Origin of the sequence: Pseudofrankia asymbiotica (genome assembly GCF_001983105.1) — a bacterium.
GTDB lineage: Bacteria > Actinomycetota > Actinomycetes > Frankiales > Frankiaceae > Pseudofrankia > Pseudofrankia asymbiotica.
In genome coordinates this window covers 1-18,927 of the sequence record NZ_MOMC01000099.1, presented here as the reverse complement: position 1 = coordinate 18,927, position 18,927 = coordinate 1, and the positions used below count along the sequence as shown (strand labels likewise).

Annotated in this window: 13 protein-coding genes; 3 read left to right on the top strand and 10 right to left on the bottom strand. The window is 71.2% G+C overall.

Annotation, left to right across the window (positions count from 1 at the left end; all coding sequences use genetic code 11):
• Positions 1-316 precede the first annotated feature (316 nt).
• Together BL253_RS35390 and BL253_RS35380 are read right to left on the bottom strand one after the other, a co-directional pair.
• Positions 317-736, bottom strand: coding sequence for a YybH family protein (locus BL253_RS35390; protein ID WP_076822135.1), 420 nt, complete (start codon positions 734-736; stop codon positions 317-319).
• A 1,095-nt stretch (positions 737-1,831) separates the two neighbouring features.
• Positions 1,832-2,221: an MmcQ/YjbR family DNA-binding protein gene (locus BL253_RS35380; RefSeq protein ID WP_076822132.1), complete on the bottom strand. Its 390-nt coding sequence runs from the start codon at positions 2,219-2,221 to the stop codon at positions 1,832-1,834.
• A 601-nt stretch (positions 2,222-2,822) separates the two neighbouring features.
• Between BL253_RS35380 and BL253_RS35375 the strand changes: the two genes are divergently transcribed.
• Positions 2,823-4,379, top strand: coding sequence for an MDR family MFS transporter (locus BL253_RS35375; RefSeq protein ID WP_076822130.1), 1,557 nt, complete (start codon positions 2,823-2,825; stop codon positions 4,377-4,379).
• Between the two features lie 35 nt (positions 4,380-4,414).
• Here the strand turns inward: BL253_RS35375 and BL253_RS35370 are convergent, their stop codons facing one another.
• The 5 genes from BL253_RS35370 to BL253_RS35350 form a co-directional block, all read right to left on the bottom strand.
• Complete coding sequence (locus BL253_RS35370) at positions 4,415-5,920, bottom strand: flotillin family protein (protein ID WP_096336164.1); 1,506 nt, start codon at positions 5,918-5,920, stop codon at positions 4,415-4,417.
• Between the two features lie 230 nt (positions 5,921-6,150).
• On the bottom strand, positions 6,151-6,360 hold the full coding sequence (locus BL253_RS35365; protein WP_096336163.1) for a hypothetical protein: 210 nt from the start codon (positions 6,358-6,360) through the stop codon (positions 6,151-6,153).
• A 125-nt stretch (positions 6,361-6,485) separates the two neighbouring features.
• Positions 6,486-8,369: a class I SAM-dependent methyltransferase gene (locus tag BL253_RS35360; RefSeq protein ID WP_076822126.1), complete on the bottom strand. Its 1,884-nt coding sequence runs from the start codon at positions 8,367-8,369 to the stop codon at positions 6,486-6,488.
• A 287-nt stretch (positions 8,370-8,656) separates the two neighbouring features.
• Positions 8,657-11,128, bottom strand: a complete 2,472-nt coding sequence (locus BL253_RS35355; RefSeq protein WP_241835426.1) for an endonuclease/exonuclease/phosphatase family protein — start codon at positions 11,126-11,128, stop codon at positions 8,657-8,659.
• Between the two features lie 472 nt (positions 11,129-11,600).
• Positions 11,601-12,380 carry an SDR family oxidoreductase gene (locus BL253_RS35350; RefSeq protein ID WP_076822124.1) on the bottom strand — a complete coding sequence of 260 codons (780 nt, stop codon included), beginning with the start codon at positions 12,378-12,380 and terminating at the stop codon, positions 11,601-11,603.
• A gap of 200 nt (positions 12,381-12,580) precedes the next feature.
• Between BL253_RS35350 and BL253_RS35345 the strand changes: the two genes are divergently transcribed.
• Entirely contained in the window at positions 12,581-13,753 is a 1,173-nt protein-coding gene (locus BL253_RS35345) for an NAD(P)/FAD-dependent oxidoreductase (protein ID WP_076822123.1), read from the top strand.
• 100 nt (positions 13,754-13,853) lie between these two features.
• Positions 13,854-15,044: an allantoate amidohydrolase gene (locus tag BL253_RS35340; protein ID WP_076822121.1), complete on the top strand. Its 1,191-nt coding sequence runs from the start codon at positions 13,854-13,856 to the stop codon at positions 15,042-15,044.
• 50 nt (positions 15,045-15,094) lie between these two features.
• On the opposite strand, the gene BL253_RS35335 is transcribed toward BL253_RS35340, so the two are convergent.
• From BL253_RS35335 to BL253_RS35325, 3 genes are read right to left on the bottom strand one after another with little or no spacing between them, the layout of a single operon-like run.
• Entirely contained in the window at positions 15,095-17,521 is a 2,427-nt protein-coding gene (locus BL253_RS35335; protein ID WP_081439014.1) for a CaiB/BaiF CoA-transferase family protein, read from the bottom strand.
• 1 nt (position 17,522) lies between these two features.
• Complete coding sequence (locus tag BL253_RS35330) at positions 17,523-17,753, bottom strand: hypothetical protein (protein ID WP_076822119.1); 231 nt, start codon at positions 17,751-17,753, stop codon at positions 17,523-17,525.
• Positions 17,750-18,595, bottom strand: coding sequence for a LuxR C-terminal-related transcriptional regulator (locus BL253_RS35325; RefSeq protein WP_076822117.1), 846 nt, complete (start codon positions 18,593-18,595; stop codon positions 17,750-17,752). The genes BL253_RS35330 and BL253_RS35325 overlap by 4 nt, the downstream gene beginning before the upstream one ends.
• Positions 18,596-18,927: the final 332 nt, after the last annotated feature.

The window sequence follows — 18,927 nt, the reverse complement described above, 5'->3', positions numbered from 1 at the left end:
GCGGGCCGCAGCTTTGTCGTACCTGGTCAGGCCCCGGTCGACGGGACTCGCAGGACGTCGGTCCATCGATCGGACAGACAGATCATGGAGCAGGGACGCGGACACGCCTGGCTCGGGACCGGTTCTGACCGATGCCGAGCCAGGCGCTCGCGGCGGGCGCCGACGGCCATGGGTCGCCCGGGCGTCGCCCGCGCCTGTGATCCGCGGCGGACACGAGACAGAGATCACCTGCACCGGCGCCGAAGCAGACGCCAGTTCAGAGCGATTCGACAGATCGTCAGGGTGACCTGACGTATCAGAATGATCCGACGAAGTGCTACTGATCTCCAAGCAGCGGGCCGGCGACCGGACGGTCGATAGCCATCAGCCACCGGCCGTCACCGCCACGCCGCAGCACATCGGTGCAGTTGCCGGCCAGGCGCAGCGGGGCGCCGTCGGGAGTGGTCCCGTCGATGCTGTACCGCACGCCGATGAGCGCGACGTCACCAGCCACGTAGGCGTGGGTCACGTCGGCCTTCAGCAGCGGCTTCGTGGCAAGGAACTCCTTGAAGAACGCTCGCCGCGGCTCACCGATAAGTGGCTCTCCCGAAAAATTGGAGATCGCGTCCGGACGGTACAGACGATCGAACAGCTCGCCGTCACCGGAGTTGAAGAACTTCAGGAAAATTTCGTTCTGTGTTTCGGTGTCCGCGGTCAGGTCGGGATTCTGAAGATCGATTTCGACGACGGTCGTCATAAGAGGCATCTCCGCTTTCCATCGGCGTCCTGGGACCTCCGGCAAAGCATAAGAACAACGACTCACCGCCGACCCACCAGCCGGTAACCGCGCTGGCCGCGGTTCACGGATGAAGATCATAAATCCGTGCCCTCGAGTCAGGTTCCTAGCCAAATTTCATGACCGACGTGACGAGGCGTCGCGCACGCGGCGAGCGCCGACATCGCCTCACACAGGATCGACGACTCCACCGGCAGCGAGGATTCAAGTATTTCTCCACTCGTTCTCGCGGCCGGCCACAATTTTACCCTGTCTCTGGCGTCGTCCATACCTCGGAGGCGCAGCGAATGGTTTTTCCGCTAGTTCACGATGAATCCACCGGCCGTTCTTCGCCCCCTCTGGAGCATCTCCTGTGGCCATCGGGCCGGTGGACGGCGCGGCTGGAGGGCTCCCCGCGACCGCGCTCAGGTCGCCTGGACGAGGGACCGCCGAGACAAGGCACCGCGCGACGAAGCACCACGGCCGCGGCGCACCGTCGCCGCGAGGACACCGCGGCCACAGACATCGCCCCAGACGTCATCGACGCGCTCGCGGCCCGGGGCGCGAAGGTCAGGGTCGGCGACGGCATGGACCCGGGGTCCGATCTCGGCCCGGTCCAGAACAAGCCCCAGTTCGGGCACGTCTCCGGTCCGGGGCGTCACAGAGGAGACTTGAGGAGATCCCGCCGCTGCTCACCCGGATCGCCGAGCGCGATGGCACCGTCTTCATCGGCCGCCCCCCAATGACCGGGGCGGCCGGCAGAGCGCCGCGCCACACTCCGCCGCGCCAGCGCCCGGCCCAGCCAGGCGTCCTGCCTGGGCCCTGGGGCTCGGTCAGTCGTCGTGAGGCCGAAAGGAGGCCGCGTCGGCCCACAACGACTGACTGGAAAACCGCCGCGCCTTGGGTCCCGCCGAGAATGGCGGCGTGACGGCGATACCGGTGGCGGCCCCGGCGGCCCGGCAGTCCGGCGGACATGGCGGCGGTCCGGGCCGTCGCCACCGGCTTCGGCCTGTTGGACGCCTGGCCGGGCAAGCCGGGCTTCCTCGATCTACAACGAGAGACCCGCGGTACGGCCAGTCAGCCGCGGTCCGCGAGAAGCCGCTGGGCGAGGCGCTTGGGCGCGCGGGTGAGCCAYGCTTCCTCGGCGAGTTCCGCCAGCTCGGCCACGCCGATCCGGTAGAGGTGAACCAGGACCGCCGGGTAGCCGTCGAAATGCGGAATGGTGAAGTAGATCTCCGGGTTGTCGGCGATCAGTGCCGCCTTCACGCCGACGTCGGCGACTCGAACACCGAGAACCGGTCCGTCCGGCGCCGCGTCCCCGAGCGCGTCCAGGTCGGCGGGGCGAAGGGGCCGTTCCCAGAGGAATCCCTTCGTCGTCACCTTCCAGGCACGTTGGCCGTACGACGTGGCCTCGACGGTCTCCGGCAGCGCGAGCGCGATTCTGCTCACGTCCTCCCAGCTCGCCATGACCTCACCGTAGCCACGTGATCATGGTTTTCCTAGCCCCTTGGTCGTTGTCGCGATCGAAACTCGGATCGCCGGCGCCGCGACACAAAACCAGTCGCCAACGGGACCATCGCCCTGCCTCAGGGCCGTGCCCGAGGACTCCTTGGTCCGGGTTGGTCCGAGCGGAAACCTGGGCGGCGCGGTGGAAAAGCCGTTGCGCGCCTCGCGGGGCCTCGTCCATGCTCGGAAAGCCAGTGGCATCCCGTGGCAAGAGGGTGGGGCTCCGCTCCCGTTGGTGCCACCGTTCGGACCTGGACCGGCCACGGCCGCCGCCGAGACACGCGTCGGCGGTTCGGCCCGCACCCGGAACTGTCGGTGGTCTGGGTGAGAGTGATGCCAGACCCCACCTCAGGGTCGGGCCGCCTCACCGCCGCGCCGATGAGTTCTCGGCCCAGGCCCGGTCGTACTCGTCGTACGGGTCAGGCCGCCGCGGAGCATACGTGTGGCGGGCCGGCCGGCAGCTCACTCGCCCTCAGTCCCTCCGAACCCCGAGACCTCGAAGCCCGAAACCGCCAACCCGACACCTCCAAGCCCCCGAGAACCCGCGACCCGAAGGACACTGATGACCGCGACCCTCCAATCGGACGACACGTCCTCCTGGGATGGCGCGAGCGCCACCACCTCCCCAGGCGAGCGCGAGACCGGCGGCGGGCGCGAGCCAGCGGCCGGCTCCGGGAGCGAGGCGCGGCGCGGGACCCCACTGGTGATCAAACTGCTGGTGGGAGCGACGTTCGTCGCGATCCTCAACGAGACCATCATGATCAACGCCGTTCCGCGGCTGATGACCGACTTCGGCATCACCCCCCGGACCGCGCAGTGGCTCTCGACCGTCTTCATGCTCACGATGGCCGCGGTGATCCCGGTGACCGGCTGGTTCCTGCAGCGGGTGACCACCCGGACGGCCTACGGCATCGCGATGACGACCTTCTGCGTCGGGACCGTCATCGGCGCTGTGGCGCCGGTCTTCGCGGTCCTGCTCGCCGGCAGGGTCGTGCAGGCCGCCGGCACGGCCGTGATGATGCCGCTGCTGATGACGACGCTGATGACCGTCGTCCCCGAGCAGGACCGCGGCCGCGTGATGGGGAACGTGACGATGGCGATGTCGTGCGCGCCGGCGCTCGGCCCCGCCGTGTCCGGGGCCATCCTCCAGCTGGGGTCGTGGCGGCTGATCTTCGTGTTCGTTCTCCCGGCCGCGCTTGTCGTCGCCGTCGCCGGGCTGCGCCAGCTGGAGAACGTGGGCGAGACCAAGACGAGCTCCGTGAGCTGGACCAGCGTCGCCCTGGCCGCGCTCGGCTTCGGCGGGCTGCTGTTCGGGCTCAGCGAGGTCGGCGCCCGCAGTGGGATCGTCGTGGCGCTGATCGCCGGCGGCGGTGTCGCCCTGATCGCGTCCTTCGCGGCGCTGCAGGTGCGCCTGCAGCGGACAGGCGGCCCGCTGCTGGACCTGCGCACCCTCGCTCACCGGCCGTTCCGGATCTCTCTGCTGCTGATGGCGGCCGTGAACATGGCTTTCCTGGGCTCGATGTTCCTGCTTCCGCTGTACCTGCAGGATGTGCGCCACCTCAGCTCGCTCAAGACCGGGCTGCTGGTCATGCCGGGCGGTCTGGCGATGGGGCTGCTGGGCCCGGCGGTCGGCCGTCTCTTCGACCGGTTCGGGGCCCGTCCCCTCGTCATTCCGGGCGCCGCCGGTTCGGCCATCGCGCTCGGCGTGCTCAGCCGGACTGGCGCCGACACGCCTTATCTGCTGCTGCTCGGGGCGCACGTCGTGCTGATGGCCTCGTTGGCCGCGGTGCTCACCCCGGTGTTCACCATCGGGCTCGGCGCCCTGCCGTCGCAGCTCTACTCGCACGGCAGCTCGCTGCTCGGCACGATCATGCAGGTGGCCGGCGCCCTCGGCACGGCCATGATGGTCGTCATCCTCGAGACCAGGTCCGACCAGCTCACGAACGCGGGCGTGGCGTCGTCCGACGCGTTCGTGGCCGGGATGCGGTGGGCGTTCATCGCCGCCGCCGGGGCCGCCGTCGCGACCCTCCTGTGCGCGCTGCGGCTGCCCGCCGGCGTCTCGGCGGCGGAGCCCGAGCCCGACGAGGCAGCGGGCGCCACCAGGCTGGAGGTGGCCTGACCCGCCCCGTCGCCTCGCCGCCCAGGGGTCTCCGGCTAGCCGCGGTCGCCAGGGGCAGGCGTGCCGTGCAGCCTGCCGGGCGGAGGTGGAGCGGTGCTCTCCGGTGAGGTGGATGTGGCGTGGCCTGGCGTGCCGCCGTTGCCGTTGCCGTTGCCGCCGAGCATGGTGCGAGCCATCTGGAAGGCGCTCGTGCCCTGGGAGAGCGCCTGGGCGAGGGCTTCGGAGAGGCCGGTCGCCCCGTTCAGCACGATCAGCTGGTCGATCGCGCCGAACGGCTTCGCCGCGGCCTCCACGATGGCCGGCCACTGCTGGGCGAGTTCCTGGCCGATGACGGCGTCCTGGTTGACGGCGAGCGCGTCGGCGCGCGCCTTGATCGCCTCCGCCTCGGCCAGGCCATGGGCGCGCAGCGCGTCCGCCTCGGCCACGCCGACCGACCGCTTGGCCTGAGCACTCGCCTCACCGGCCTTGCGGGTCGACTCGGCGTCGGCCGTCGCCAGCAGCTCGATCTGCTGCGCCCTCGCGCCCGCCTCGGCGCGGACCCTGGTCGCGTTGGCCTCGGCGGCCAGCTGGATCTGGCGGGCGTCCGCCTCGGCCGAGCTGATCTTGGCGTCTCGGTCGGCGCGCGCCAGGGTGGCCTTCTCGTACGCGCGTGCGTCGGCCGGCTTGCGAACGATGGCCTGCAGCCGCTGCTCCTCCCTGTTCGCCTCCAGCTCCGCGACCTTGGTCTGCTCGACGACGACCTGCTGGTTGGCGACGGCCTCGGCCAGCGGGCCGGCCTGGGTGGCCCGGGCCGCGGCCTCGTCGACCTCGGCCTGGAAGCCGGACCGCTTGATCGAGCTGTTCCGGCTCGCCTCCGCCTTGAGCGCGAGGGCGATCTGCTCCTGCTCGGCTGCCTGCCGATCGGCCTCGGCCTCGGCGATCCGTGCCTGGGCGGCCACGGCGGCGACATGCGGCCGGCCGAGGTTGTGGATGTAGCCCGTCGGGTCGTCGATCTCCTGGATCTGCAGCGAGTCGACGATCAGCCCGAGCTTCTCCATCTCGGTGCCGGAGCTCGCCCGGGTCAGCTGGGTCAGCTTCTCGCGGTCGCGGATGAGGTCCTCGATGGTGAGCTGGCCGACGATGGCCCGCAGGTGGCCGGCGAAGACGTTGTGCACCCGGGTGTCCATCTGGTCCTGCTGGTCGAGGAACCGGCGGGCGGCGTTCGCGATCGAGACGAGGTCGTCGCCGACCTTGAAGATGACGACGCCGCGGATGCCGACCGGAATGCCCTGCTGGGTGACGCAGTCGATGCCGAGCTGCGCGGCCCGCAGGTCGAGCGACATCTTGCGGACCGTCTGCACCCCCGGCAGGACGAGCACGCCCTTGCCCGTCACGATCTTGAATCCGAGGCTTTCCACCACCGAGTCGACCGGCCCTTTACGCGCGCGCAGGCCGGAGATAATCAGCGCCTCGTTGGGCTCGGCGACCCGCCACATCAGCCTGAACAGTCCCACCGCCAGCAGGACGCCAACCACGACCGCGACGATGGCAATGAGCAGCACGACGCCTCCAGGTTTCCCACGCGCCAGCCGACCCCGGGCTCGGTGGCCGGACTTTCCGGCCGCCCGGTCGGTTTCTTCTTCTACACGGAAGTGCGGTCAGGACTGGCCGGGCGGAGCCTCACAACCTTTCCGACCAGGAGCCGCGAGGGCGCTTCCGGAGCGGAATTGTTACAGATGTCCGCCCGAAAACAAGGGTCTTCGGTCGCCGAACCCGTACCAGAAGCGGGCCGTCACATCCGTACGACCACCACGGTCCTCGGCGGGAAATGCTCGACGACGAGCACTCGTGAACCGACGGTGATCGTGGCCTCGCCATCCTCGGCATAGGCGTGGAAGGCCTCCGACCCGCCGCGCACGGGCAGCATGACCTCGCCGACCATCCCCGGCGCGATTTTCCCGGTCACCCGTCCCGACTTGCCGATCACTACGTGGTCAGCCATACGGCCCTCCGGGTGACTACCACCGCCCACGACCCGCGCCGACGCCACCCGTGAAGGCACGCCGGCCGCCGGCAGCTACCGGCCAGACGTTACAGCGCGGGCCGGCGTCGACGGGTTCCCTTCGGTCAGGCGGCCTCGCCACGCGGGGCTGGCCGGATGACGGGTTCCTTGCGGGCGACGACGCGGTAGACGTTCGACCGCCGGCCGGTCAGCAGGAACGGCAGCATCACCGCGTCCACGACGGCGGCGAGGGGAAAGAGCGGCGCGGCGACTGTCTGGGCGGCGAGCCGGCGGGTGCGCCGCCAGGCGGTGGCCTCGTAGGGCAGCCAGGGCAGAGTGGGGTTCGGCTGCAGCTTCTGGGTCAGGTAGAAGACCGCTCCGACGGCGTCGCCGAACATGTGCGCCGGGCCGAACTCGATCTTCACCGTCCGCAGGCCGCGTTCGGCGAGCGCCCTGACGAGCTCGTCGGGCGAGATGAGGTGCAGGTGCTGGGGCGGGCACAGGCCGACCCAGAAACCGCGGAAGAGGCGGAACGACGGCCCCTGCGCGTGCGGAACCTCGATGATCAGGTGTCCGCCGGCGGGCAGGGCCTCGGCCGCCGTGTCGAGCTCGGCCCGCGGGTCGGGCGTGTGCTCCAGGTAGTGGAACATGCTGATCACGTCGTAGCGGCCGGCGATCTCGTCGACGAGGTCGGGAAACATCTTCCGGTACGCGCGGCCCACCCAGCCGCGCCGTTCCGCCTCGTCGATCCCGTGGCCCATGTCGACCGCGTCGAACGTCACGTCGGGCAGCAGCCCGGCCGCGACGAGGCAGAAGTGGCCGTACCCGGCGCCCACGTCGAGCCAGCTGGTGGGTCTCGCCTCCGACGGCAGCAGCTTCGCCCGCGCCCGGTAGCCGAGATCGGACGCGGCGAACATGCCCTCGATCTGTTCTGTCTGCAGCCCGTCGTAGAAGTCCCGGTAGTAGAAGTCGAGGCCGGCCGGCGCGAGTCTCGGATTCAGGAAGACGTGCTGGCAGTCCTGGCACTGGTCGTACCGGAACCGACCGGGCTTGCGCAGGGTGATGTCGGCGGTCTCGGCACGCGGCACGAGCGCCACCGACCCACACCACGGGCAGGACTCGCGTCGTTCGTCGAGCATCCTCGCCACCCCGGTGGCGATCTCCCCCTGGTAGAGCGCCCGGCGGCGGCGCTCCTCGGAGTCGGCTACCGCTCCTTCCCGCCCTTCCCGACGCGCGCGGACTGCCTTCTGGGCCGTCGCGCGGGCGGCCAGGACGGCGAACGCCGGCCATCCGACGAGCCTGCGGGCCGAGAGCGCGATCATGTCGCCAGCCGCCGGGGAGAACCGCCCGGCGGCGATAGCGGCGGGCTGCGCGGTGGTCGCCGCCAGCGCCGCGAGGCCCCACGCAGGGCTCGCCAGACACGAGGCAGCCACGGCGGCGGTGCGCGCCACTGGCAGGACCGCCATCGACTGGTAGGGGTGGTGGTAGGCGGCTAATCGCAGCTGGACCCGTTCCGCCACGCCACCGCCAGGGGCGGCCGTCAGGCCCGGCATGACGGCCAGATCGGTCGTCGACGGCGCGTACTGCTTGAGCCGGTGCGTCAGCCTCGCCAGTTCGAGCTCGGAGTAGTCGTCTCGCTCCTCGACGTTCGCGCGGGCGAGAATCTCCCGGGCGACGAGCAGCGCCTGGCCCGCTCCCCTGCCGGGCGCGAAGCGGTTGGCGCGGTACCGGGACGTGTCCACCAGCCGGGCGAGGTCGAGCACCCGCTCCGGCGGGAGATCCGCCGGCACGAGGTCGAGCACGTCGAGCCCGTGGCGCCGAGCGCGCGCGCTCGCGGCCCGGCGAGCGTCCTCCGGCAGCCCGACCCCGGCCGCGACGAGAAAGGCGTGCGCCCCGTCGACCGGGTCGTTGCTCTCATCGGCCCTGGCGAGGCCCTTCAGCCGCCCTCGCAGCCGGACTCCGTTCGCCACCACCAGAGCACATGTAGTCATCGCGAATAACCGGCGCATGAGGCACTCCTACTCGCAAGGTAGCCAGGACCTTACAGACCCCTTCCGAAGGCTGCCCGGCCACCACCCCACGTGCTCTCGCCATCCGGCCGCCGTCACCGGCACGTCCCAGCCCGCCTCCCACCCGGTCGGGTCGGTGGCTCTGGCCAGCACCTCCGCGACAAGACGGCCTCGTCTCGGTGGTTCCGTCACCCCGTCAACCGCCACCTCGTCGACCCCCCCCCGTGAAACAGAAAGCGCCCGTCCTCCGGGGAGGAGGACGGGCGCTTTCCTACCGCGAGAAGGTGTTACGGGACATCCACCACGGGGTTACCGGGGCGGCAGCGCTCGGGCAGCGGCGTGGACCCACATCCCGTCAGAATCCGAATGATCTGCGGGTCGTGGTCGCTGGCCTGGTCGGAGAACTCGGCGTTGATGTGCACCACACCGTACGAGTAGCCCATGATGGTCGGGCTGATCAGGATGTGGTCCAGCGTCTGCGAGTTGCCGTCGAACACGTAGCTGTACCGCTCGTTCAGGGGCAGATCGTTGATCAGCGTCTTCAACAGCGCGCCGTCGTTGGTCAGCGTCACCAACGTCGGGCTGAACTGGTAGTCGTTGAGGTCACCCAGCACGACCACGCGAGCGGTGTTGCCGCTCTTGGCGGCCAGGTCGGCGACGAAGTCGCGAACCTCGGACGCCTGGGCGTCGCGCTGAACCTCGGAGCTCCGGTTCGGCGGCTGTACCGCGGCGGTGAGGGGAGCGTCGCCACCCTTGCTGGTGAAGTGGTTGGCGATGACGAACAGCTGCTTGTTGCCGTCGTAGTTGAACTCGCCGACCAGGGGCTTGCGGCTGGCGTTCCAGGCGGAGCTGGTCGGGTCGATGCGGCCGGGAGAGGCCGACAGGAAGATCTGGTTGCTGGTCGGGCGCTCCTTCTGCACGGTCACGGCCGTGTTGGCGTCGCCGCCGGGACGGTCGACGAAGGTCGTCCGGGCCGGGTTGAACAGGAACACCTGGCGGATGTTGCCGTCGGGGGCGCCACCGTCGGTGCCGTTGTTCGGGTTGATCGACCGCCAGTCGTAGGTCGGGCCACCGGCCGCCACGATCGCCGCGATGAACTTGTTGACGGTCTGGTCGGCGGCGACGACGCCGCCATCGGCGACGCCGTTGTTGTCCTGGATCTCCTCCAGGGCGAGGATGTCGGGCTTGCCGAGGTTCACGACGACGGCCTGGGCCAGCCGCGCGAACTTGGTGTCGGGGTCGCCGGCGGTGAGGTTCTCGACGTTGTAGGTGGCGATGGACAGGTCGCCGGCCTTCTTCGGCGCGGTGACCATCTGCCGCTTGAGGCCGCCGTCCGTGATGGCGGCGAGGTTGGTGGTCTGGATGACGTACCCACCGAACGACTGGTAGTCGACGACACCGATCGAGCCGCCCGCAAGGGTGGAACCGACATTGGCGGCGGGGGCGCCGTTCAGGGCCGCGAGCATCAGACGGCCGCTGTTGGGGTCGGCGTAGGACTCGTACGCCGTGCCGCCACGCGGGGTCGGGTTCTGGTTCGGCTTCAGGGTGACCCACAGCTCGCCGAACTCGGTGTTGACCGGGCTGACGAGACGGGTGCTCTGGGCGACGGTGACCCGCATGCCCTCGTGGACCTCCAGCCAGTCGAGCACGTACGAGTCCGGCTCAAGCGGCTGGGCCTCGAGGGCGCCCGTCTTGGTGAAGGCGTCGGCGAAGACGACGGGGATCGGCGCGGGGAGCGCGTTGCCGCTGGTCAGCTTGACGGTGCTGACCGTGCCGCCGATCTCGGTCAGCGTCTGCGCACCGGTGGCGGGACGGAACTCGCTGACCCGGCCGGTGGCCAGCACCGAGTCGCCGATGGCGACGGCGGGGGTGGTGGTGCCCATGAAGACGAAGACGCCTTCGCTGGTCAGCGGGTCGGCGTCAGCCGACGGGTCCTGCATCCAGTAGCCACGGGAGCTGCCCGTGCTGCGGACGGCCGTCACGATGCCGGGCACGTTGGTCACGTTCTGGCCGACGATCGGGGAGATCCGGCCGGAGCCCTGGATGTCGTGGATCCGGGTGGAGCCGGGTGTCGGGTCGGTCGGCCCGCCCGGGTTGTCGGTGGCGGTCACCGTGGCGCCGGCCGTGTTGGTGGCCTTCGGCACGCCCGAGGTGAAGTCGACCGAGTTGTTGTCGGTGTCGACGAGGGAGCCGCCGCGGGCGTCGGCCGTCGTGTTGGTCAGCCCCGGAGCGGCGAGGGTCTCGACGTTGGCGGTGGCGCCATAGCCGACGAGGTCCTTGACGTTCGGCGCGGTGGAGCAGGAGATGCCGCAGCCGATCAGCGGGATGGTGGAGGTGCTCAGGGCGACGACGCCGGAGGTGCCCGACATCGGGACGCTGCCTGTGGCGTCGGGGGCCGGCAGGTCGAGCGTGCCGCCCGCTCCGGCGGCCTCCTGGACCAGGTAACGGCCGTTCGCCGGGATCGAGCCGTGCAGGGCCGTCATCTGGAAGACGACACCCGCCGCTGAGGCGTACTGAACGCTCCAGCCCTCGACGCTGATCGGGCTGGACGTACGGTTCGCAAGCTCGATGAAGTCGTTCTTGAAGGCCGCTCCCGAGTTGCCGCCGCCGCCGTAGACGGCGGAGATGACGACGTCGGTCGAGAGTGCCTTCGCGGGAGCCGCGAGGGTCGTCAGGGTGGCCCCGACCACGATCGGCAGACTCGCGGCCGTGATCCAGCGATGTGCCCTGATCCGGCGGCGTGCTCTGAGATGTGCCACAGGTGTTCTACTCCTAAGGGAAGGTTCTCCTCCGGAGCATGGTGCCCGTCGTGATCTGGCGGAAGTACCAATTTCAACGAACTGCCGTGATCACCCTCAGTGTTCCCCATTTCTTTCCATTACGTTTCACTGCTGGTGGGAAGCAGTGCCGATGCCAGCAGGTCGATGATMGTCTTGGTGGCGCGGTGACAGCCTGGAGCCGTTCCGCTCGGCCCGATCGGGTGGCGCCGCCCGCCGCGTCGAGCAGGATCCAGCGCCGCTTCTAAAGTCCGTTCGCCATGCGCCATGCGCCGTGCGGGCATCGACGAGAACGTCTGGCACGTTCAGGCCGGCCTACTCGCCCACGACGGTGGGCGCGGGACCGTGAAAAGCGACCCAGGCATGGCGCGGGCGCGGGCTCGCACAGCCCGGCGGCCCCGCACCCGTGTATCCACGGCCCTGGCACGCTCAGCGCGGGCATGCCGTACGCCGGCTAACGCATCAACTCGCCGCTGTTGACCAGGAGGTACTGGCCGGTGACGGCCCTGGACAGGTCCGAGCAGAAGAACACCGCCGTGTCGGCCACCTCACGGTCCTCCGTCATGCGGCGCAGGGGGAACCCGCCGGTGATCTCCGCGAGGATCTCGTCGGTCGTCCTCCCCTCCGTCTGGGCACGGAAGTCGACGTAGAGCTGGACGTTGGGCCCCCACATCCAGCTGGGCACGACCGTGTTCACGCGGATCCCGTCGGGGCCGAGCTCGTCGGCGAGGTAGTACATCGCCGACAGCAGGGCGCCCTTCGACGCCGCGTAGCCCGCCTGGGGCATCGCGACCTTGAACGCCGACTGGCTGCCGACCAGGACGACCGAGCCGCCGCCTCGCTCCTTCATGACCGGGACGGCGGCGCGCAGCAGCCGGAGACTGCCGACGACGTTCGTGTCGAAGGCCCTGCTCCATTTGGTGAGATCCGCGTCGAACAGCCCGCCGAACGCGTCCTCGAAGGCGGCGACCTGGACCACGCCGTCGACCGAGCCGAAGCGGTCCACGGCCGCGGCGACGAGCGACCGGCAGCTCTCGTCGTCGCAGATATCCGCCGGGTGCGCGAGAATCCGCTCACCCGTCGGGTCGAGCTCCTTGGCGGTCTGGCGTAAGCCGTCCGCCGAGCGAGCGGCGACGACCACGTTCGCGCCGGCGGCGAGCATGGCCGTGGCCATCTCCCGGCCCAGGCCACTGCCCACCCCGGTGACAACGGTCGTCTTGTTCCGCAGCAACATTCTCGTTCCTCTCCCCTGGCCTCGACCCCGGCAAGTGAAACCGGATTTCACATAGTGACGCCGGTAACGCCGCACCACCAGACCCGCCAAGTGCTCTCGCGTTGACTAGCGTCGACGGCCTGGCTTCGACGCGGACGGGCCGCGAGGCCAGTGGGCCCGAGGGTCGGTGGGCCTGGAGGCCCGGTGGAGCGGAGGGTGCCGTGACCGGCGGGCGAGTCGTGATCGTCGGTGGGGGGCTGATCGGTCTCGCGATCGCCCGCGCCCTGACCGCCCGCGGGGTGCGCGACGTGCTCGTGCTCGAACGCGCGACGCTGGCGAGCGGCGGGACCGGCAAGTCCAGTGGCATCGTGCGATGCCACTACGGTGTGCCGTSCATCGCCGCGATGGCCTGGCGCAGCCTGCCAGTGTTCGAGGAGCTCGGCGAGGCCGTCGGGTTCAGGCAGGTCGGTTACCTGGTCGCCGTGGGCGCCGAGAACGTGGAACCGCTGCGCGCCAACACCGAGATCCACCAAGGGCTCGGGATCGACGTGGAGATGATCTCCCACGACCGGGCGGGCGGACTCTGGCCGTACCTGCGCCTCGACGACCTCGCGGCCTTCTCCTATGAGCCCCGCGGGGGGTATGCCGACGCCTCACAGCTCGCGAACCACTTCGGCCGCGAGGCCCGCGACGACGGCGCCCGCATCCGGCAGGGCACGCCCGTGACGCGCGTCCTGACCCGTGGCGACGCGGTGACCGGCGTCGAGCTCGCCGGCGGCGAGGTGGTCGAGGCCGACATCGTCGTCGTGGCCGCGGGCTGGTGGTCGGGAGGCCTGATGGCCGGCGTCGGCGTCGACCTGCCCGTCCGGTCGCTGCGCTCGGAGCTGCTGGTCGTCGACGCCGGCGAGCCGCTGCGGGACCTGCCGGTGCTCTCCGACCTGGTCAGCCTGCAGTACGCGCGCGTCGAGGGCTCGGGCGAGCTGCTGGTCGGCAACAGCGACCACAGCCAGCCGACGTTCGCCGACCCGGACGACTACTCCAACCAGGCCGGCGAGGCCGGGCTGGAGCGGGCGGCCGAGAAGGTGCTGCACCGTTTCGGCGGGTTCCCCGAGCCGTCCGTGGCGCACACCTACGCCGGCTGCTACGACGTCACGCCCGACTGGAATCCGGTCATCGCGCCGGCCGGCGCGGCCGGGCTGTTCCTCGCGGCCGGATTCTCCGGCCACGGCTTCAAGATCAGCCCTGCGGTCGGCACGCTGATGGCCGACCTGATCCTCGACGGTGACAGCCACGACCCGGACATCCCGGCGGCCGACTTCCGCCTCGAGCGCTTCGCCGAGGGGAACCCGCTGACGAGCCGGTACCCGTATGTCGGCGCCGGCGAGATGCGCTGAGCCACGCGCGACAAGCGGCAAGCCGCGAGCGGTCGGCGACGCCGACGAGTGGCAAGCGACAAGCGATGGCAGTACGAGCGTTGAAGGAGCCTTGAGCCTGATGTCCGTCGAGAGCATGCTGGGCGACCTCGCCGGTGTCGGGCGCTCCCCGACCGGGGGCTACCGCCGCTTCGCCTGGACGGACGAGGACCTCACACTGCGGGAGTGGTTCCGCGGCGCGGCCGAGGCCACGGGGCTGGCCGTCACCGAGGACCGGGTGGGGAACCAGTGGGCCTGGTGGGGCGATCCTGACGCGTCCCTGGCGGCCGGGCGCCCCGGCGTGGTGGCCGGATCGCACCTCGACTCGGTACCCGGCGGCGGCAACTTCGACGGCCCGCTCGGCGTGGTCTCGGCTCTGCGCGCCGTCGAGGCGCTGCGCCGCGACGGTTTCGTCCCGGCCCGCGCGATCGGCGTCGCGAACCTCGTCGACGAGGAAGGCGCCCGATTCGGCGTCGCCTGCACCGGCTCGCGGGTACTGACCGGCGCCATGCCGCGCGACCGGGCGCTCGCGCTCGCGGACGGTGACGGCGTCACGCTCGCCGAGGCGCTCACCCGCGCCGGCCGCGACCCTGACGGGTTCGACCGCGACGACGCGGCCCTCGCGCGGGTCGGCACCTTCGTCGAGCTGCACATCGAGCAGGGGCGGTGGCTGGTCGACGAGGGCTCGCCCGTCGCGGTCGCCTCCTCGATCTGGCCACACGGGCGCTGGCGTTTCGACTTCGCCGGCGAGGCGAACCACGCGGGCACGACCCGGCTGGCCGACCGCGACGACCCGGCGCTGAAGCTCGCGGCGCTGATCCTGAAGGCCCGCGAGGTGGCGACCGGGCTGGGCTGCGTCGCGACCGTGGGCAAGGTGCGCATGATCCCGAACGGGGTCAACGCGATCCCCTCGGCGGCGACCGGGTGGCTCGACGGCCGCGGCGCCGACGAGGAGGCCGTCCGCCGCCTGGTCCCGTCGATCGAGGACGCCCTGGGCGTCCGCGCCGTCGAGGAGTCGTTCACCGCCACCACCCTCTTCGACCCGGCGCTGGCGGCCGGTCTCGCGGAGCTGCTCGGCGGGGCTCCGGTCATCGGCACCGGCGCGGGACACGACGCCGGCGTGCTCGCCGCGCACGGCATCCGCTCGGCCATGCTGTTCGTACGCAACCCGACCGGCGTCTCCCACTCACCGGAGGAGCACGCCGAGCCGGCCGACTGCGAGGCCGGCGCCGCGGCGCTGACCACCGTCCTGCGCTCGCTGGCGGCGACCTGAGACCACGAGCTCATCCGACGTCCCCCAGCCCCGGCCGGCACCGGGTCTGATCAGACGCCCAGCGGCACGGTCCCGATGACGCCGTCCGCCGCGAGCTCGGCGAGGCGGGTCTCGTCGAGGCCCAGCTCGGCGCCGAGCACCTCGGCGTTGTGCTCGCCGAGCGTCGGCGGGCGTCGGCGGTGTGCCCAGCCACCGGAGGCGGCGCGGACCGGTAGCAGCGGCAGCGGGATGGCTCCCGGCCAAGGCAGCTCGACCAGCTGGTAGAAGCCACGAGCGGCCAGGTGCGGATGGTCGTGGATGAACCGGCCGTCCCGGGCCTCGCCCGCCGGGATGCCCGCCGCGAGCAGCCGCTCGACGAGCGCTTCGCGTTCCTGCCCGGCGGTCCACGCGGCGATCCGCTTCTCGAGGTCGTCGGCCCGGGCCCGCCGCCCGTCGGCGGTCGCGAGCTCCGGGTCGGCGCCGGCCCGGCGGCCGGGGTCCATCAACGTGGCGAGAGCCCGCCACTGCTGGTCATCCGCGACGGTGAGGGCGATCCAGCGGTCGGGTTCGGCCGTCGGGAACACGCCCTGCGGGGCGGCGACGGCGTCCCGGTTGCCCAGCCGTTCCAGCAGAGCGCCCTCGGAGGTCCACGCGAGGACCTGCTCGCTGGCCATCACCAGCGCCGCCTCGGCCAGCGGCGACTCGACGAGCATTCCCCTGCCCGTCCGACGGGCGGTGAACAGCGCCGACGAGAGCGCGAAGAGCGAGTTGGCGGCGGCCATCGGGTCGGCGGGGCCGCTGGGGTTGTGCGGGTCGGCGTCCGGGTAGCCGGTCCGCCAGCACAAGCCGGAGAACTGCTCGACGGTCTGCGCGTAGCCGACCATCGACCGGCGCGGCCCCGTCAGCCCGAACGCCGGCATCCGGAGCATGACCAGCCGCGGGTTGAGCTGGTGGACGGCGTCCCAGTCGAGCCCGGCCGACTCGAGCACCCGCGGCGAGTAGTTCTCGATCAGCACGTCGGCCCCGGCGATCAGCCGCGCCAGCAGCTCCCGGCCGGCGGGAACGGAGAAGTCGACGGTGACGCCGCGCTTGCCGCTGTTCCCGCCCAGGTAGAACGCGCCCTGCTCCCACCAGTGGTCCTGGGTCGCCGGGGCGGGGCCGACGAGGCGGGCGCCGTCGACGCGCCGGGTGCTCTCCACCTTGAGCACGTCCGCGCCGAGCGCGCCGAGCGCGGTACCGACGAAGCCGCCGACCCACCAGGTGCCGAGGTCGAGCACGCGCAGGCCGGCGAACGGCAGGGCGTCGTCCGGCACGCCAGCCCCCGCCTCAGCCCCGGCCTCCGTCCCGGCCTCCGTCACCGTCCGCGGCTCAGTCCCGGCCTCCGTCACCGCCCGCGGCTCAGTCCCGGCCTCCGTCACCGCCCGCGCCCCGGGCGGCGGCTCCTTGTCGCGCCGCGGGCGGACGCCGTCGAACAGGAACGGCGGCGCCGGCTCCAGGAAGCCGGGGTCGTGCGCGTTCGGCTGGTAGAAACCCCGGTCGACGATGTGCGGGTCCGCCAGGATCGTCCGGCCGTTGTGCACCGGCGCGCACGGGATCCGGAAGGCGGATGCCTGCTCCACCACCTCGGCGACGGTGTGCCGCCTGGTCCAGGCCCGCACCGCGGCGGTGAACTCCTCGTACCGCTGGTAGCGGCCGACGTGCGTCGTCATCTGTGGGTCGCCGAGCCAGTCGGCGCGCTCGATCAGGACGACGAAGTCCTCGTGGTTCTGGGCGGAGGCAAGGTTGAAGCCGACCCAGCCATCCGCGGCCGGCTCCACCGACGGGTTCAGCCGGTTGCGCGACGGCGGCGTCGCCGGCGAGACACCCGTGATGGAGGCACCCACGTCCTGGAAGAGGTTGGTGGCGTACGCGGTGACCTCCAGCAGCGGGGCGTCGACCAGCCGGTGTGCGCGGCCGCCCTGGACGGCGGCGACGGCCGCCGCCGCGGCCATCGTGCCCGTGACCCAGAGCCCCTCGGAGCTGCCGGTCATGAGCGGAGGCCGGCCCGGCAGCCCGCGCATGGCCAGCGAGCCTGACTCGGCCTGGATCGTCAGCTCGCTCCACGGCCGGCCGGTACCGGCCCACGGCCCGCGCAGGCCCCATGGAGTGATCACCACGACGGCCGCGTCCCCGAAGCCCGCGAGGAACTCCTCGTCGGGCGCGTCGGGAAGCTCGAGGATGACGATGTCGGCGGCGAGCGAGGCGACGTCGGCCAGGGTGCCGGGCTGGTCGACCTTGCCGAGATGCAGGTAGCCGCGCAGCGCCGGCCGCGGTGACGGGGCGCCCGGATCGCCGAGGCGGGTCACGTGCGCGCCGGCGTCGTGGAGCGTCCGGCCGGCATAACCGCCGGCGATGGAGCGGGACCATTCCGCCACGCGCAGGCCCGCCAGTGGACGGCCAGCCGGCGCCCCGACCGGCGCCGCTAAGAGATCGGGATCCGGGTCGGGCCGCGCAGTCATGTCAGCTCACCGCCATCAGGTCGCCCAGGACGGCTCGCCGCCCGGCCGGTCGTGAATGAGCCCCCGGGGCGGGGACGATGCCCTTCCCACCTTCATACGACCACCACTGCCCAGACGCCAGGCAAACAGGCGGCCAGTCCGCGGGAACGGCGACGGCGACGGCGACGGCGACGGCGACGGCGACAACGGCGGCGACAACGGCGGCACCGACGGCGCCGAGGCGCGGCGTCACCGCAACAGGCCGGACCTCCGAGCCACGGCGACGGCGGCCGTCCGGTTACGCACTCCGAGCTTGCTCCGGATGGTGCGCAGATAGGCCTTGACCGTCTCCGGGCTCACCACGAGCCGCTCCGCCGTCTCGGCGTTGGAGAGCCCTTCGGCCACCAGCCCGAGAACATCCAGTTCACGCCGGGTGAGAGCGACGGTCGTCGCCTCCTCCCCCGCCATCGACGCCAGGACGCTGTCCTCAAGCAGGCTTCGGATGGCCGCGACCCGCTCGCGGGCGGGTGTCGCGGCGACCTCCAGGGACAGCTGCATCAGCTCGCTGTCGATCTGGAGCAGCGCCCGGGAGTCGACGTTCCATCGCCGCGGCACGTCGATCCCGTGTGTCTTGGCGGCCTGGGCGGCGAAGGACTCCAGCTGCCGGACGAACGACAGCGCCGCCTTGGTCGTCGCGGCGCCCACCGACTTCTCGGGCCGCCATGCCAGATACAGGACGAACATCACCCGGCCGTCCAGCCGCAGTGGAACCGCGAGTACGGAACAGATGCCCGCGTGGCAGTCCATCAGGCCTGTTCCGCCGGCACCGGCCCGCGCGTGCGTGTCTCTGTTCACGGTCATCACGTGCCGGCCCAGGGCCACGACCTGCGCGCCAATACCCTGGTCCGGCGCCGAGGTCGCCCCCAGATACTGGTCCGTTGACATACCTTCGACGCACCGTATGGTCAGCTGCCTGGTGCGCGGATGAACCCGCCCAGCGAGGGCGAGATCGGCGTCGAAACGTTCCCTCAGCCGGGATGTCACCTGGGTGAGGAACTCGTCGTCCTCGGCGCAGTCGGACGACGCTGATAGCATTGTCGCTCTCCTCAACAACCCCCCGAGCCACCCACCCGCGGGATCCCGACGACAGAGGCTGCGTCACCGAGCAAGGCCAGTCGGATTATTTGACCGCGCGCCTCGACGGGAGTTCGCGGAAAATTCCGCGCCCGAAGGTGATCCCAGACGATCAGACCTGGTCACCGCACTGGGCCACTGGCGTTCGCGAAAATGAGACACGGATTCGACGACAGTCTCATTCACCCGGACGGGTGGTCGTAACTGGTCAGGTATCGCTTTGATCTTGGGTTAGCTGGTTGCGGGTATCCAGGGGCGGCCCTCGGCGAGGTGGACGAGGGCGGGGAACAGTG